At 67.3% G+C, this 15558-nt stretch carries 12 protein-coding genes; 6 read left to right on the top strand and 6 right to left on the bottom strand.

The window, feature by feature from the left end:
* Positions 1-53 precede the first annotated feature (53 nt).
* On the bottom strand, positions 54-1001 hold the full coding sequence (locus HV675_RS03135; RefSeq protein WP_175109301.1) for a LysR family transcriptional regulator: 948 nt from the start codon (positions 999-1001) through the stop codon (positions 54-56).
* A 138-nt stretch (positions 1002-1139) separates the two neighbouring features.
* On the opposite strand from HV675_RS03135, the gene HV675_RS03130 reads away from it, so the two are divergent.
* From HV675_RS03130 to HV675_RS03105, 6 genes are all read left to right on the top strand, one after another.
* The gene (locus tag HV675_RS03130) at positions 1140-2507 is read left to right on the top strand and encodes a YbfB/YjiJ family MFS transporter (RefSeq protein ID WP_175109300.1); all 1368 of its coding nucleotides are present in this window, start codon (positions 1140-1142) and stop codon (positions 2505-2507) included.
* A gap of 149 nt (positions 2508-2656) precedes the next feature.
* Positions 2657-3691 (top strand): threonine aldolase family protein, encoded by a 1035-nt coding sequence (locus HV675_RS03125; RefSeq protein WP_175109299.1) that lies wholly within the window; start codon positions 2657-2659, stop codon positions 3689-3691.
* A 336-nt stretch (positions 3692-4027) separates the two neighbouring features.
* A complete protein-coding gene (locus tag HV675_RS03120) occupies positions 4028-4558 on the top strand; it encodes an NUDIX domain-containing protein (protein ID WP_175109298.1) in 531 nt (176 codons plus the stop codon).
* A 158-nt stretch (positions 4559-4716) separates the two neighbouring features.
* Positions 4717-5901 carry an iron-containing alcohol dehydrogenase gene (locus tag HV675_RS03115; protein WP_175109297.1) on the top strand — a complete coding sequence of 395 codons (1185 nt, stop codon included), beginning with the start codon at positions 4717-4719 and terminating at the stop codon, positions 5899-5901.
* Positions 5902-6125: 224 nt separating this feature from the next.
* On the top strand, positions 6126-6914 hold the full coding sequence (locus tag HV675_RS03110; protein WP_175109296.1) for an inositol monophosphatase family protein: 789 nt from the start codon (positions 6126-6128) through the stop codon (positions 6912-6914).
* 158 nt (positions 6915-7072) lie between these two features.
* Positions 7073-7948 (top strand): NmrA family NAD(P)-binding protein, encoded by an 876-nt coding sequence (locus HV675_RS03105; protein ID WP_175109295.1) that lies wholly within the window; start codon positions 7073-7075, stop codon positions 7946-7948.
* A 192-nt stretch (positions 7949-8140) separates the two neighbouring features.
* Here HV675_RS03105 and HV675_RS03100 read toward each other — a convergent pair whose 3' ends face one another.
* The 5 genes from HV675_RS03100 to HV675_RS03080 all read right to left on the bottom strand — a co-directional run bounded on the left by HV675_RS03100 (position 8141) and on the right by HV675_RS03080 (position 15521).
* The gene (locus HV675_RS03100) at positions 8141-9226 is read right to left on the bottom strand and encodes a hypothetical protein (RefSeq protein WP_175109294.1); all 1086 of its coding nucleotides are present in this window, start codon (positions 9224-9226) and stop codon (positions 8141-8143) included.
* Between the two features lie 533 nt (positions 9227-9759).
* A complete protein-coding gene (gene iolB, locus HV675_RS03095; protein WP_175109293.1) occupies positions 9760-10566 on the bottom strand; it encodes a 5-deoxy-glucuronate isomerase in 807 nt (268 codons plus the stop codon).
* Positions 10563-11477, bottom strand: coding sequence for a myo-inosose-2 dehydratase (iolE, locus tag HV675_RS03090; protein ID WP_175109292.1), 915 nt, complete (start codon positions 11475-11477; stop codon positions 10563-10565). Before iolE ends, iolB begins: the two co-directional genes overlap by 4 nt.
* 37 nt (positions 11478-11514) lie before the next feature.
* Complete coding sequence (gene iolD / locus HV675_RS03085) at positions 11515-13509, bottom strand: 3D-(3,5/4)-trihydroxycyclohexane-1,2-dione acylhydrolase (decyclizing) (RefSeq protein ID WP_175109291.1); 1995 nt, start codon at positions 13507-13509, stop codon at positions 11515-11517.
* A complete protein-coding gene (locus HV675_RS03080; protein ID WP_175109290.1) occupies positions 13506-15521 on the bottom strand; it encodes a bifunctional 5-dehydro-2-deoxygluconokinase/5-dehydro-2-deoxyphosphogluconate aldolase in 2016 nt (671 codons plus the stop codon). The genes iolD and HV675_RS03080 overlap by 4 nt, the downstream gene beginning before the upstream one ends.
* Positions 15522-15558: the final 37 nt, after the last annotated feature.

Genomic DNA, 15558 nt, shown 5'->3' with positions numbered 1-15558 from the left:
GGGCGAGCGGGCGGGGATGTGATAAACAGGCACCGCCCGGCCCGCAATTGAAACTACGCCGGCTCCAACGCTCCGTCTTCGCTGCGCGCCGCCAAATCTGCTTGCGCCGCGGCACCCACTGGCGCCAGGTTGCTCTGCTCGAGCAGCATTTCCCGCAGCGCATTGAGCGCCGACGAAAAGTGTCCGCGCCGCCACACCAGCAAGGTTTCGATCGAACCGAGTTCGCCGAGCGAATGCACCGTGATGTTGTCCGCTTCCGGCCGCAATTCCAGCACCGAACGCGGCGCGACCGCGACGCCCGCCCCCGCCGCGACGCACGCGACGATGGCGTGATACGAGCCCAATTCGAGCACACGCGACGGCTGCATCCCGTGCTCGTGGTACCACTTTTCGACATACGTGCGATATGCGCAGCCGCGTTCGAACGCGATCAGCGTCGATAGCGCGATGTCGCGCGCCTGCCGGATCGGCGGATGATTGCGCGGGGTCAGCATCACGAGTTCCTCGCGAAACACCGGCACGGTGTCGAACTGCTCGCCGAGGGAGGCCGCGATGTCGAGCGGCGTCGCGACCAGCGCCGCATCCACCTCGAATTCGCGCACCCGTTCGATCAGTTTTCCGGTGGTGCCGGTTTCCAGCTCGAGCGACACATCGGGCCACGTCTGGTGATATCGCGCGAGCAGGGCCGGCATTCGCGTGGCGGCGACGCTTTCCATCGTGCCGAGGCGCAACCGCCCGCTAGGACGGTTTTCGCGGACCGCGTGGCGTGCTTCGTCGGCGAGCGCGAGCAGGCGCTCCGCATACGGCAGCAGCGTTTCGCCGGCGGGCGTCAGCACGAGCCGGCGCCCGTCGCGGATAAAAAGGTCGGTGCCAAGCTGCTCTTCCAGCTGCTTGATGCGCGTGGTCACGTTCGACTGCACGCGGTGCAGCTTCGCGGCGGCGCGCGTCACGCCGTTTTCGCGCACCACGGCGCGAAAGATCGTCAATGCGGCGAGATCCATGATTTCTCCAGATTCATCCCGGCGTTCTCTCCGGGTGATGATTCCGTTCAATATAATTCATTTTTTGAAATAAGAAAGCCGGCTTAGTATTGACTACCCGTTTCCCTTGATGCGGCCGCCCCGGCCCCGCCCCGTCCCATGAACGATCTGAGTTGCGCCGCGACGATCGACTCGCGCGTCGAACCCACCGCCGCGGCTCGTCGCGTGGCGCTGGCGTGCATGATTGCGCTCGCGGTTGCGCTTGGCGTCGGGCGCTTCGCATTCACGCCGCTGTTGCCGCTGATGCTGAAAAGCGGCGCGCTCGATATCCGGCAGGGCGGTTGGCTTGCGTCTGCGAATTACGCGGGGTATTTCGTCGGTGCGTTGAGTTGCGCCGCCGTGCGTGTCGATGCGGCGCGCGTCGTGCGCTGCGGACTGGCCGCCACCGTGCTGCTGGTGCTCGCAATGGGGGTGCTCGATGGCGTGTGGCTGTGGGCCGTCGTGCGCTTCGTGGCGGGCATCGCGAGCGCATGGACCTTCGTGTTCGCGTCGCAATGGGGGCTGCGCCGCCTGGCTGAACTCGGCGAAAGCGCGTGGGGCGGCCTGATTTATACGGGTCCGGGGCTCGGCATCGTCGCAACCGGGTTGTTCGTGAGCGCCGCGGGCGGATACGGTGCGACGGCGGGCTGGGTCGGCTTCGGTGTCGTGTCGGCGGGGTTGACTGCGATCGTGTGGCGCGTCTTTGTTTCCCATCAGTCCGCCCGCGCTTCCGACGTGTCGCGCCGACAGGCGGCGGCCGCGGCCGCGGCCGTGACGCGCGGCGGCCCAGCTCTGAAGCGCGCCGCCTCGTCCGCTACCGAGCCATTTCGCCGTGACGCTATGCCGCCGCGTCTGCGGGCCGACGCGGCGCATGGTGCCGGGACGCGCGCGAGCGCGCAGCAGGCGAGCGTCGCCGCGACGATCGAGCGCCGCGCGCACCGGGCCGACGCCGCATGGCTCATCGTGCTTTACGGCGTACCGGGCTTTGGCTACATCATCACCGCGACCTTCCTGCCGGTGATCGCGCGGGCCGCGCTGCCGGGCTCGGTGTGGCCCGATCTGTTCTGGCCGATGTTCGGTGTCGCGCTGATGGCGGGCGCGCTTGCCGGCGCGCGGCTGCCCGCGGACTGGGACAACCGGTCGCTGCTCGCTGGCTGCTACGTGTTGCAGGCGCTGGGTATCGCCTCCGGGATCATCTGGCCGAGCGCGGGCGGATTCGCGCTGGGGAGCGTGCTGATCGGCCTGCCGTTTACCGCGATCACGCTGTTCGCGATGCGTGAGGCGCGCCGTCTGCACGGCGACCATGCAGCGGGCCTGATGGGGTACGCGACGGCCGCATACGGGCTCGGGCAGATTGTCGGACCGCTGGTCGCCGCGCCGATTGCCGCGCGCACGGGCTCGTTCACGCTGGCGTTGTGGCTCGCAGCGGGCGCGTTGCTGGCGGGCGCGCTGGGTCTCATCGCGGTCGCGCTGCTCAGGCGCAAGTAGCGGGCGCTGTCGCGCTGTGTCTCGGCCCGCCACCCATCATCCCCCGTCGCGCCGCATCACTTCCCGCCTCAAACAGATCCCCATCCGCGCACTAAAATGTCGGCTTCCCCACTCGCCGCCGCGCGGATCGTGCCGCGCGCCCCGCAGCCATGCACCAACATTTCGCGTCGGACAACTACGCGGGCATCTGCCCGGAGGCGCTCGAAGCGCTGATCACCGCCAACGGTAGCGGCCACGAGCCCGCCTACGGCGACGATTCCTGGACGCAACGCGTGTGCGACCGTCTGCGCGAGCTGTTCCAGACCGACTGTGAAGTGTTCTTCGTGTTCAACGGCACGGCCGCGAACTCGCTTGCGCTCGCGTCGCTGTGTCAGTCGTATCACTCGGTGATCTGCCACGAGCTCGCGCATATCGAAACCGACGAATGCGGCGGCCCCGAGTTCTTCTCGAACGGCTCGAAGCTGCTGACCGCGCCGGGCGCGAACGGCAAGCTCACACCCGATGCCATCGAAGCGGTCGTCACGCGCCGCGCGGATATCCACTATCCGAAGCCGAAGGTCGTCACGCTCACGCAGTCGACGGAAGTCGGCACCGTGTACAGCGTCGAGGAAGTGCGGGCGATCGCGGCCATCGCGAAGCGCCGCCATCTGAAAGTGCATATGGACGGCGCGCGCTTTGCGAACGCGGTCGCCGCGCTCGACGTGCACCCGTCCGACATCACGTGGCGCGCGGGCGTCGACGTGCTGTGCTTCGGCGGCACCAAGAACGGTTTGCCGGTCGGCGAGGCGGTGGTGTTCTTCGACCGCGCGCTCGCGGAAGATTTTGCGTATCGGTTGAAGCAGGCCGGCCAGCTCGCATCGAAAATGCGCTTTATCTCAGCGCCGTGGCTCGGCCTGCTCGATCACGACGTGTGGCTTCGCAACGCGCGTCACGCGAATGCGATGGCGCGTCTGATGGAAACGCGGCTTGCCGCGATTCCGGGCGTGAGCATCCTGTTCCCGTCGCAATCGAACGCGGTGTTCGCGCAGTTGCCCGCGCAGGTGGCAAAGGCGATGCGCACGCGCGGCTGGAAGTTCTACGAGTTCATCGGCGCGGGCGGCTGCCGGCTGATGTGCGCATGGGACACGCAGCCGGAAACGGTCGAGCGCTTCGCCGCCGACGTGCGGCAGTTGTGCGCCGCGTGACACGCATGGCGCGCTCGATATGCGTTCGCGCACGCGGCGCGCCGCGCGAGGCCAACCGCGCAGCATCGCGCGACCTCGCGCGAGAGGTTGGCGCGATGCGGCACAACGCCGTGCGACGCAGTACGACACCCGCGCCGCAGCACGCCGCAGCACGCCGCAGCAAGACGCAGCGCAACGCAGTACGCCGCAGCGCAACCATCACATCCTGGCGCGACGCGGTAGACAGCACGAGACAGCCCGACGCAGCACAGCACGAGACAGCACGAGACAGCACGCCCCAGCACAACGCCATACTCACGCAGCCCACACCAAACCCGACCCCGATCTTGCCTCACCATGACCGACTACCGTTTCTGCCCACGCTGTGCAACGCCGCTCACCGAGCGCATCGATCCCGCTCACGAAGGCGGCCGCATCCGTCAGAGCTGTCCGGCCGACGGCTGCGGTTACGTGCACTGGAACAATCCATTGCCGGTGGTCGCCGCGATCGTCGAATATGAAGGGCGGATACTGCTCGCGCGCAACGCCGCATGGCAGGAAGGTATGTTCGCGCTGATCACCGGCTTCCTCGAAAACGGCGAGACGCCGGAACAGGGCATTGCGCGTGAGGTGAAAGAAGAAACATCGTTGATCGCCGATTCGGTCGATCTGGTCGGCGTCTACGAATTTATCCGCAAAAACGAGCTGATCATCGCGTACCACGTGCGCGCGCATGGCACGATCGAACTGTCGCCGGAGTTGCTCGAGTACCGGCTCGTCGAGCCGGCGAAGCTGCGGCCGTGGCGCGCGGGCACCGGCCAGGCGCTCGGCGAATGGATGCGCCGGCGCGGACTGCCGTTCGAGTTCGTCGAGCGCCCGGGGCAGTAGACTGTTGTCGGGCGCTGCGCGCTGAGCCAGCCCGAGCGCGTGCAACGCGTGCGCGGGCGGCGCATCTGTCCGGATGTCTGCAGGATGTTTTCAGTGCCCCGCCAGGTCCGGCGGGGCACTGCCTACTATCAGAAGCAACATCGAGGAGCGCAACCGGCATGGCCTACATCTACTATCTGACCCACATTCATCTCGGCTACGACGCGCTCGCGCAGGTGCCGGCCGAATGCACGCGCGCCGGCATCACGCGGCCGCTTATCGTGACCGACAAGGGCGTCGTCGCGGCGGGACTCGTCGAGCGCGTGCTCGAGGCGGCGCAGCGACCGGGTGCGGCGGCGCTACCTGATCCGGCGACGCTACGCGGTGCCCCGATGTTCGACGACACCCCGTCGAACCCAACCGAAGCGATGGTGCTCGCCGCGGCCGCACGTTATCGCGATGCCGGCTGCGATGGTCTGATCGCAGTGGGCGGCGGCTCGTCGATCGACCTCGCGAAGGGCGTCGCGATCGCGGTCGCGCATCCGGGGCCGCTCACGCAGTACGCGACGATCGAAGGCGGCAGCGACAAAATCACCGCCGCGTGCGCGCCGCTGATCGCGATCCCGACCACCGCCGGCACCGGCAGCGAGGTCGCGCGCGGCGCGATCGTGATTCTCGCCGATGGCCGCAAGCTCGGCTTCCATTCCTGGCATCTGCTGCCGAAGGCGGCGCTCTGCGACCCCAGCCTCACGCTCGGCCTGCCGCCAACGCTGACCGCGGCGACCGGCATGGACGCGATCGCGCATTGCATCGAGACGTTCCTCTCGCCGGCCTTCAATCCGCCGGCGGACGGCATCGCGCTCGACGGGCTGGAGCGCGCGTGGGCGCATATCGAACGCGCGAGCGCGGACGGCAACGACCGCGACGCGCGCCTGCAGATGATGAGCGCGTCGATGCAAGGCGCGCTGGCGTTCCAGAAAGGCCTCGGCTGCGTGCATTCGCTGTCGCATCCGCTGGGCGGCGTGCCGGTCGGCGGGCGCACGTCGCTGCATCACGGCACGCTGAACGCGGTCGTGCTGCCGGCGGTGTTGCGCTTTAACGAAAGCGCGGCCAGCGTGGTCGCAAACCATCGCTTTGCGCGCATGCGCCGCGCGATGCATCTGCCGGACGATGCGGATCTCGCGCAGGCCGTCTACGATATGACCGCGCGTCTGCGTCTGCCGACCGGCCTCGCGCAAATGGGCGTCGACGCGAGCGTGTTCGACAAGGTAATTGCCGGCGCGCTCGCCGATCATTGCCACAAGACCAATCCGCGCGAAGCATGCGCCGACGACTATCGGCGCATGCTCGCCGAATCGCTGTAAGCGCGTCGCGCCAGGCGAACCGCGCGGCCTCGCGCAGCCTCGCGCGAGAAGATAGCGCGAAGCGGCAGCGCCGCGATCCGTGCGCCGAGGCAGGCCTTGGCGTATGCACGGATAAGTGACGTTGCGATACCAGTATCGACGCCGGCGCCCACGCGACTCACGCGCAAGCGCCGGCTCATCACCCCGCGCGGCTGCTAGCCGCGCTCGTTCGATGTGAGGAAAGCATGACCGACGTGGATGTGCAGTTGACCCATCGCTACCTGGCGGCGTGTGCGATCGCGCGCGAGGCCGGCCGTCTGATCCGTCTGCGGTTCGAGCAGCGCGGCGACGCGCTGACGCTGAAATTCAAAGGGCCGCAGGACTATCTGACCGAGACCGACGCGGAGGTCGAACGGCTGATCGCGGCGCGCCTCGCCGAGTCGTTTCCCGACGACGACTTTTTCGGCGAGGAGGGCGGCGGCTCATTCGGCCGCGACGTGTGGATCGTCGATCCGATCGACGGCACCGCGGATTTCGCGCGCGGCGTGCCGTACTTTTGCGTGTCGATCGCGTTCGTGCGCGATGGACGCACTGAAGTCGGCGTGCTGTACGACCCGATGCACGACGAACTGTTCGCTGCGCAACGCGGCGGCGGCGCGACGCTCAACGGCGCGTCGCTCAAGGTCAGCCCGATTACCGATATCCGCGAGGCGGTGGTCGAGCTGGGCTGGTCGTCGCGCGTGCCGTTCGAAGGCTACGCGGCCGTGCATGCGCGCCTGCATGCGCTCGGCGCGGGCGTGAAGCGGCGCGGTTCGGGTGCGCTCGGTATCGCGAACGTCGCGATGGGCCGGCAGGACGCATATTGCGAACTGCACATCAATGCGTGGGACGCCGCCGCGGCCGTGCTGCTCGTCGAAGAAGCGGGCGGCTGGGCCAGCGATTTCCTCACGCCGGAATGCCTGCAGCACGGCAATCGTGTGATCGTGTGCACACCGGCTTTGCGCGAACAACTCGAACGCGCGATGGACCTTTGAGAACGCCGCACCGCGCGGCCCCGCGCAGCGACACGTTCTCTTTCCGCCAGCACTGGTGATTCGAAGTCACGAATCAAATGACACCGCGTCGGTTTCGCCGGCGTGGCGTGCCTCGTAAGATAAGCGCCACATTCAACGGTTATCTGATGGAGGCTGTCATGTATGCAATCACCGGTATTACCGGCAAGGTCGGCGGCGTGCTTGCCCGCGCGCTGCTGGCCGGCGGCCAATCCGTGCGCGCGATCGTGCGCGATGTCGAAAAGGGCCGCGCATGGGCGACCCTCGGCTGCGAGATCGCGCATGCCGATATGAGCGACGCGTCCGCGCTTGCCGCCGCGTTTAGCGGCGCGCAAGGCGTGTTCATTCTGCCGCCGTCCGAGTTCGATCCGGCGCCGGGCTTTCCCGAGGCACGCGTGGTGATCGACGCGGTAAAGCGCGCGCTCGAACAGGCGCGGCCCGCCAGGGTCGTGCTGCTGTCGACGGTCGGCGCGCAGGCGCAACGTTCGAATCTGCTGTCGCAGCGCACGCTGATGGAAGCGGCGCTCGACGATCTGCCGATGCCGCTCACCATCCTGCGGCCCGCGTGGTTTATGGAAAACGCCGCATGGGATGTCGCGTCGGCCCGCGACGACGGCATCGTCGCGAGTTTTCTGCAACCGCTCGAGCGGCCCGTGCCGATGGTCGCGACCGCGGACATCGGGCGCGTCGCCGCGACGTTGTTGCAGCAGCAATGGCACGGCAAACGCGTGGTCGAGCTCGAAGGCCCGCGGCGCATCTCGCCGCTCGATATGGCCGCCGCGTTCGGCGCGGTGCTCGGCCGCGACGTGCAAGCGCAGATCGTGCCGCGCGCGACGTGGAACGATCTGTTCACGGCTCAGGGGATGAAGCACCCGCTGCCGCGGATGCAGATGCTCGACGGCTTCAACGAAGGATGGATCGATTTCGAGCAGGATCCGGCGCAGGTGCTCAAAGGGGAAACCGAACTCGAAACCGTGTTGCGCGGACTCGTCAACGCGGTTGCGCAGGCGGCCTGACGCGCATTCAGCCATGCCCTGTCATGGCGGACGCGGATACGCGCCACGTCCGCCATCTGCACTGCACGTTATCAAGGCAAGCCGTGAGTCCGGACACCCGGTGTGCGACGACCCGATGCGCCGCCGATATTCGAGCCGATGTGCGAGCCGATGTGCGAGCCGATGTGCGAGCCGATGTGCGAGCCGATCCGGTCATCCGGCAGACTGGCGCTTGCTGAGGTAGCGTTGCCGGATCGGCGACGAAGGCGGTTCATGCGCGATGTCGATGCGCTTGTTCGCGGCATTGATACTGTCGCGCGCGCTCGTGTAGAGCGCGCGCAGTTGCTCGCCATAGTCCGGCCCCGGCGCCGGCCCATACCAACGGACATCGGACAGGTATCGCGGCGGGTCCAGCCTGACTTCCGGCAAGCGCCGGGCGGCGTCGCGGTCCTGCCCGGCGAGATCGTTTTCCCATTGCGTCAGTTGTTGAAGCCGTTCGGGTTTGAGCGCGCTCAGCTGTTCGAACCGCTCGTTATCGGTTTCCTTGAGTTGTTGCAGCCGCTCGGGCGTGACGCCGCGAAGTTCGGTGAACGCGCGCGCATGGCCGCCGTCCGCGCCGATCCGGTCTGCGAGATACGCGAGCCGGGCGCCGGGCGTGGCGCCGGGGCCGGTCATGGTGGCGGCTTCCTCGAACGCCTGCATCACGTCCTTTTCATTGGCCGCCTCGGTCCGCTTCTGTTCAGCGATCTTGCCGAGCGTGATGTCGGTGATTCTTTCCTGAAGCGACTGCCTGATCTGGCTCGCGCGCGAGAAGACCTTCTCGCGGTCCGTCGTTGTGCGCGCGTTGCCGAATGCTTTGCGCAGCTCGCGCAGGTTCGCGAGGGTCTGCTGTTCGTCCGGGGCGGTGAGCATGTCGCCGCCGTGCGGTGCATTGAATACCGCCTGCAGTCGCTTGAGCGGGTCCGCCCCGGCTTCGCGATACTCGTTTTCGAGCTGATCGCGCAGCAGCTTTGCGTCGTGCTCATAGAGTCCGCGCAACCATGTATTCGGCGTCGATCCGACGTTGTCGGCATTGACGCCGATATCGTTGCGGTATGCGGCCGCGGTATCGGCCGGCAGTTGCGCGAGCATACCCAGATCGCGTTGCCTGTCCTGTTCGAAGCGGCGTGCGTCATCGGGGTAGCCCGCCATCGATACATCCGCGAGCCGCGCACTCAGTTCGGCATTGACCGCGTCGTTGCCCGAGCTGATCGCGAGTCCATCCTTGTCCGTGTCGTAGCGCGAGAGCAGCGATGTCAATTCGGCGGCGGTTGCGGATCGGTCGCCGGGTCGACGCTGTAGCGGGTTCACTGCGATTGGCGAAATCGCCGGATGGGCCGGCACAGACGGACCGCGATTCGCGATCTGCATGCCGGCCGGCGTTGACCGCGACCGTGGCGAAGGTAACGATGACGGCGACGGCGACGGCGACGGGCGCGTTCCCCGATGTGGGCGAGGCTTGCACCTTGGGCTGGAAACGGGCGCCGCATTGCCGCGTTCGCCTGCCTGTGCCGCAGTGAATGCGCGATACGGATCGGCGTCGACGTCCACAGTGGCGGGGACAGCGACGGAAGGACTCAATGCGGATGAGGTCATAGGTACGCCTTGCATGGAAAAGGGCGGTTCGCGTTCGCGAAACCGCCCCTCTATCAAAGCAGACCTGTTTGCTGCAAGGTGATGACCGGATACCGGCCGTCACGCGTGCTGGCCAATGTGCGCACCGGCGCCGGCACGGAGGTGCGCAACAATACGCGCACCAACACGCACACCAACACGCACACCCGATCGAATCTTCAGCCGCGCGCGTCGCGTTCAACGATCCACTCATGCTTCGGATCGTTCTTGAAATGCCATACCCGCTGCGTGCCGGCCATCACGTTCAGATAGTACGAGTCGTAGCCATACGGCACGATCACCGGATGATAGCCGCGCGGCACCATCACGACGTCGTGGTCCTCGATGGCCATCGACTCGTCGATATCGCGCTCGTCGGTATAAACGCGCTGAAACGCAAACCCTTGCGGCGGATTGAGCCGATGGTAGTACGTTTCCTCGAGCGAGCTTTCATGCGGCACGTTATCGGTGTCGTGCTTGTGCGGCGGGTAGCTCGACGAATGGCCGCCCGGCGTGCGCACTTCGACGACGAGCAGCGACTCGGCCGGCTCGGTTTGCGGAAGGATGTCGCACACGTAGCGCGTGTTCGCCCCATTGCCGCGCGTCGAGCGTTTCATGGTCGCGGGTTCGATCAGCCGCGCTTCATACTGGCCGGTCGCGGGCGCACTGGCGACGCCCACTTCCGCGCGACGATTCGCGCGAATCGTGACGCGCACACCAGGCGGCAGATACACCGCAACCGGCGCACTGTCTTCGAACACGCTGTCGCGCGAGCCGAGACTCGTCCAGCGCGTGGCATCGGTTTCGATATCGACGGCGCCGGCCAGCACGACAATGCACACTTCACGCGATGCTTCGAGCACGTGCACGACTTCATTCGCGTCGAGCCGGTACGCGGCGAAGCCGACGTAGCGCCAGCCCGCCGTGTCGGGTGTGACGCGCGCGATGGTCTGGCCTTCGCGCTGGGCCTTTACCAGCAAACTCATGCTGCCTCCTCTGCGGACAGAAGCGGCGCATCGACGAGCGAGCGCAGCGTCCGGTAACCTTTTGCCGCGTACGCATACGACGGCGCGACGGCCGGGTCCTGCTCGGCTTCGACCACCAGCCAGCCGCGATAACCATGTCGTTTCAAACGCGTGATGATGCCCGCGAAATCGACCGCGCCATCGCCCGGCACCGTGAATGCGCCGTTGAGCACCGCATCGAGAAAGCTCCAGTTGCGGTTGCGCGCGAGTTTCATCACAGCGGGCCGTACGTCCTTGCAATGCACGTGGCACACGCGCGCGATATGCTTATCGAGCACCTCGAGCGGATCGCCGCCCGCGAACGTGATATGACCGGCGTCGAACAGCAGGCCGACCGCATCGCCGGTTTGCGCCATCAGCCGGTCGACGTCGGCGGGCGTCTCGACGTACGCACCCATATGATGGTGATACGCAAGCCGCACGCCGTGGCTCAACGTGTACTGCGCGAATGCGTCGACGCGCTGTGCGTAGGTGTCCCACTGCGCGTCGCTGAAAAAGCGCGGGCGCTGATACAGCGGCACAGGCGAGCCCTGAATCGAATCCGCCACTTCGCCGTACACCATCACGTTCGCGCCGTTCTTCGCGAGCAGTTCCAGATGCGGGCCGACCGCTTCGATCTCCGCGGCGACGCTGCGGGTCGCGAGGCGTCCCGAGTACCAGCCGGAGACGAGCGCGAGATCGTACTGCGCAAGCAGCGTTTTCAGTGCCTGCGGTTCGCGCGGAAACTTGTTGCCGAGCTCGAATCCCTGGTAGCCGATTTCACGGCCTTCGGTCAGCGCGACGTCGAGCGGCGTTTCGCCGCCGAGCGACGGCAGATCGTCGTTCATCCACGAAAGCGGATTGATGCCGATGCGTACTTCGAAGGTTGACATGCGAAAGTCCCTGTTCGTTGGGGGATGGGCCGCGCGCTCAGTCGTGGGCCTTATCGCCCGGTTTGTCGGGTTTGCCAGGTGTGCCGCGCGCATTGCCGTCCGTTGCACTGCGCGCGGCGAGCTGTGTTTCGTATTGCGCGCGCGCATCGCGCACGCCTGCGCGCGACGACACTTCCGGCACCGCGACTTCCCACCACCAGCCGCCATCGTCGGTCGTGCGGGCGGGGTCGGTGTCGATGCTGATCACGTACGTGCGATCCGCGGCGCGCGCACGCTGCAGCGCCGCTTCGAGCTCGCCGATGTTCGCCGCGTGTTCCGCATGCGCGCCGAGCGCGCGCGCATGCGCGGCGAAATCGACCGCCGGTGCGCCGATCGGGCCTTGCACGCAGTCGACCAGCAGATTGTTGAACGGCGCGCCGCCGCACGCCTGCTGCAGACGGTTGATGCAGCCATAGCCGCGATTGTCGAGCACGACGACGATCAGCTTCGCGCCGAGCATCACCGAAGTCGCGATCTCGCTGTTCATCATCAGGTAGCTGCCGTCGCCGACCATCACGATGATGTCGCGCTCCGGACGCGCGAGCTTGACACCGAGTCCGCCGGCGATTTCATAGCCCATGCACGAATAGCCGTACTCGACGTGATACGCACCGGGGCGGCCCGCGCGCCACAGCTTGTGCAGCTCGGCGGGCAGCGTGCCGGCCGCGCAGACGACGATGTCGTTGGCCGCCGACTGCGCACTCGAACGCTGGATCGCGCCGATCACATCCGCTTCGTACGGCAACCTGTTTTCGCGCTGCGGCGCATGCGTGAGCTGCTCGACGCTTGCGCGCCACCGGTCGGCGAGCGTGTGCGCGCGCTGCGTCCATGCGGGATCGGCGCGCCAGTCCTTCAGTTGCGCGGACAACGCGGCGAGCGCGCGCCCCGCATCCGCCTGCACGACGAGCCCACGATGTTTCAGGCCATCGAACGCATTCGCATTGATGCCGATCACGTCCGCTTGCGTGAAGAGCGTATTGGAACCCGTCGTGAAATCCTGCAGGCGCGTGCCCACTGCGAGCACGCAATCGGCTTCGTGCGCGAGCGCGTTCGCGCCCGGCGAGCCGGTCACGCCGAGCGCGCCCATATTCAGCGGATCGTCCCACGCGAGCGACCCTTTACCGGCTTGCGTCTCCGCAACCGGAACGCCGTGCGTGGCGGCGAACGCGCGCAGCGCTTCGGTCGCGCGTCCGTACAGCACGCCGCCGCCGGCGGCGATCATCGGCCGCCTGGCTTCGCGCAGCCGCGCGAGCGCCGCGGCAAGCTCATGCTCGACCGGCGCCGGTGCGTGAAACGGCACGATGCGCGGCGCGAAGAAATCGGCCGGATAGTCGTACGCGGCGGCCTGCACGTCCTGCGGAAGCGCGAGCGTCACGGGGCCGCACAACGCGGCGTCGGTGAGCACGCGCAGCGCGCGCGGCAGCGCCGTCAGCAGCTGCGCCGGATGCACGATCCGGTCGAAGTAGCGCGACACCGGTTTCAACGCGTCGTTCGCGGAGAGGCCGCCGTCGTGGAAGTCTTCGACCTGCTGCAGCACCGGATCGGGCGCGCGCGATACGAAGATGTCGCCCGGCAGCAGCAGCACCGGCAGACGGTTCACGTGCGCGAGCGCGGCCGCGGTGACGAGATTGGTCGCGCCCGGTCCGATCGACGTCGTGACCGCCATCATCCGGCGGCGAAAATTCGCTTTCGCATACGCGATCGCGCCATGCGCCATTGCCTGCTCGTTATGCGCGCGCAGCGTCGGCAGTTCGTCGCGGTACTGGTAGAGCGCTTCGCCGATACCGGCCACATTGCCGTGCCCGAAGATCGCGAACACGCCGCCAAAGAGCGGCTCCGTGCTCTTGCCATCTTCGGTCGCCACCCGCTGCGCGGCCAGATAGCGGATCAGCGCCTGCGCCGCGGTCAGGCGGAGCGTGCCGTTCTGCGCGGCCGGCGCATTTGCGGTCGCGGCCTCCGTCCCGCTGTCGTGATGCATCACACGCTGGTTCATGCCGCCTGCTCCTGATGGATCGTGCGCGGGCCGCCGGCACGCGCGGCGTCGCCGCCGCGGGCCGCGCGCCACGACGCGATCAAGGTTTCGAAGGTGCGCCGCACGCGCGCAATCAGTTCGTCGTCGCCGATGTCGCCCGCCAGCCACGCCTCGCTCGGATCATGGAAGATCGTGCGGCCGACCGTGAAGCCGCGGCACGTGGTGGACGCCGCCGCCGCGCGAAAGCCGTCGATCAACTGCTCGACCGGCGCCGACAGCCCGAGCAGCACGACGCCGCGGCAATACGGATCGCGCTCGGCGATCAGCGCATCGACGGCTTGCCATTGCGCGGCATCGAGCGGCGCGAGCTTCCACCATTCCGGATAGAGACCGATGTTGTAAAGGCGCTTCAACGCGCGATAGACGACGTCCGGATCGCCCGGCAGATCCTTGCGTTTGGGCGGAATCACTTCGAGCAGCAATTCGTGGCCGCTCGCCTGCACCGCGTCGTAAAGCGCGCGCAGTTGCGCTTCCTGTTCGAGGCGTTGTTCGACCGGTTCGTCCGGGTGATAGTGGACGAGGCACTTCACTACGTGCTCGCGCGGCCAGCTCGTGAGCGTCGTGCCGACCGAGCGGCCGTGATCGAACACGAGCGGCGCCGAGCCGGGCAACTCGACCGGGCGGCCGATCCACCAGCCGCGGCCGGTCGCCGCGTTCAGCGCATCCTGGCCGTAGCGGTCGTCGATCAGCACGCCGACGCGGCCCTGCAGCCCGAGCGACGCTTCGGTTTGCGCGACCGCTTCGACAAACAGATTCTTGAGCTGCGCGATGCGCGCTTCGCTTGCGCCGGTCTGCTGGGCAAGCTCGAAGAACTGGTTGCGATGGTCGAACGCGAAACCGAGCACTTCGTCCCAGCGCCGGCGCGCAGGCGTCACGCGATGCAGCCGCGCGAGCTTCGCGTCGCGGTCAGGACGGCGCATCCGCTGCGGGTCGGCCTTCGCTTCGGCGAGAAAATAGTCGAGCTCGGCGGGCGTCGGCATTGCCGGCGCGCAACCATGGCGCGACACCACGAGCGCGCCGCTCGCATTCGCGGCACGCGCGCATGCGTCGAGCGGCTCGTCGCGCAGCCAGCCGGACAGAAAGCCCGACGCGAACGCATCGCCCGCGCCCAGCACATTCAGCACGTCGACCTGCACGCCGCCTTGAAGCGGCACATCGTCGAGCGTCGCCGGCAGCGCGCCTTCGATAATCTGGCAGCCGAGCGGCCCGCGTTTCACGACGAGCGTCGCCGGCGTCGCGCTGCGCACCGTGCGCAGCGCATCGAGCAGGTCGGTATGGCCGCCGGCGATGCAGAACTCCTCTTCGGTGCCGATCACGAGATCGAACAGCGGCAGGATGCCCTGCAGATGCGCGCTCACGCCTTCGTTCGCGATAAAGCGCGTCTCGCCGTCGGCCTTGCCCGCAAGGCCCCACAGCACCGGCCGGTAGTCGATATCGAGCACGGTGCGCACGTTGTTGCGGCGCGCGTAGTCGAGCGCGCGGCGGCTCGTGCGATTGACCTGTTCGGTCGACAGATGCGTGCCGGTGATCAGAAACGCTTTGGCCGACGCGATAAACGCCTCGTCGAAGTCGGCTTCGTCGACCGCCATATCCGCGCAGTTCTCGCGGAAGAAGATCAACGGGAACGTATCGCGGTCCTTGATGCCGAGCATCACCAGCGCGGTCAGCCGTTCGCGGTCGATCCGCACATGGCTCACGTCGCAGCCTTCCTGCGCGAGCGTTTCGGTCAGAAAGCGGCCCATATGGTCGTCGCCGACGCGCGCGAGCATCGACGAGGCGAGGCCGAGGCGCGCGCAGCCGAACGCGATATTCGCCGACGAACCGCCGAGATATTTCGCAAAGCTCGATACGTCTTCGAGACGCGCGCCGACCTGCTGCGCGTACAGGTCGACCGCGAGACGGCCGAGGCAGATGATGTCGCGGCTGCGGCCGGTGGCGAAGCGGCTGGTCGCGGGAGGGGAGGTAAGAGCCATAGAAAATATCCTGGTGGTCGGGGCGTCGGATCAGGGG

The organism is Paraburkholderia solisilvae (assembly GCF_902859875.1).
GTDB lineage: Bacteria > Pseudomonadota > Gammaproteobacteria > Burkholderiales > Burkholderiaceae > Paraburkholderia > Paraburkholderia solisilvae.
Note: the sequence above shows the minus strand (reverse complement) of the source record. Positions and strands in the feature narration are given on the sequence as shown.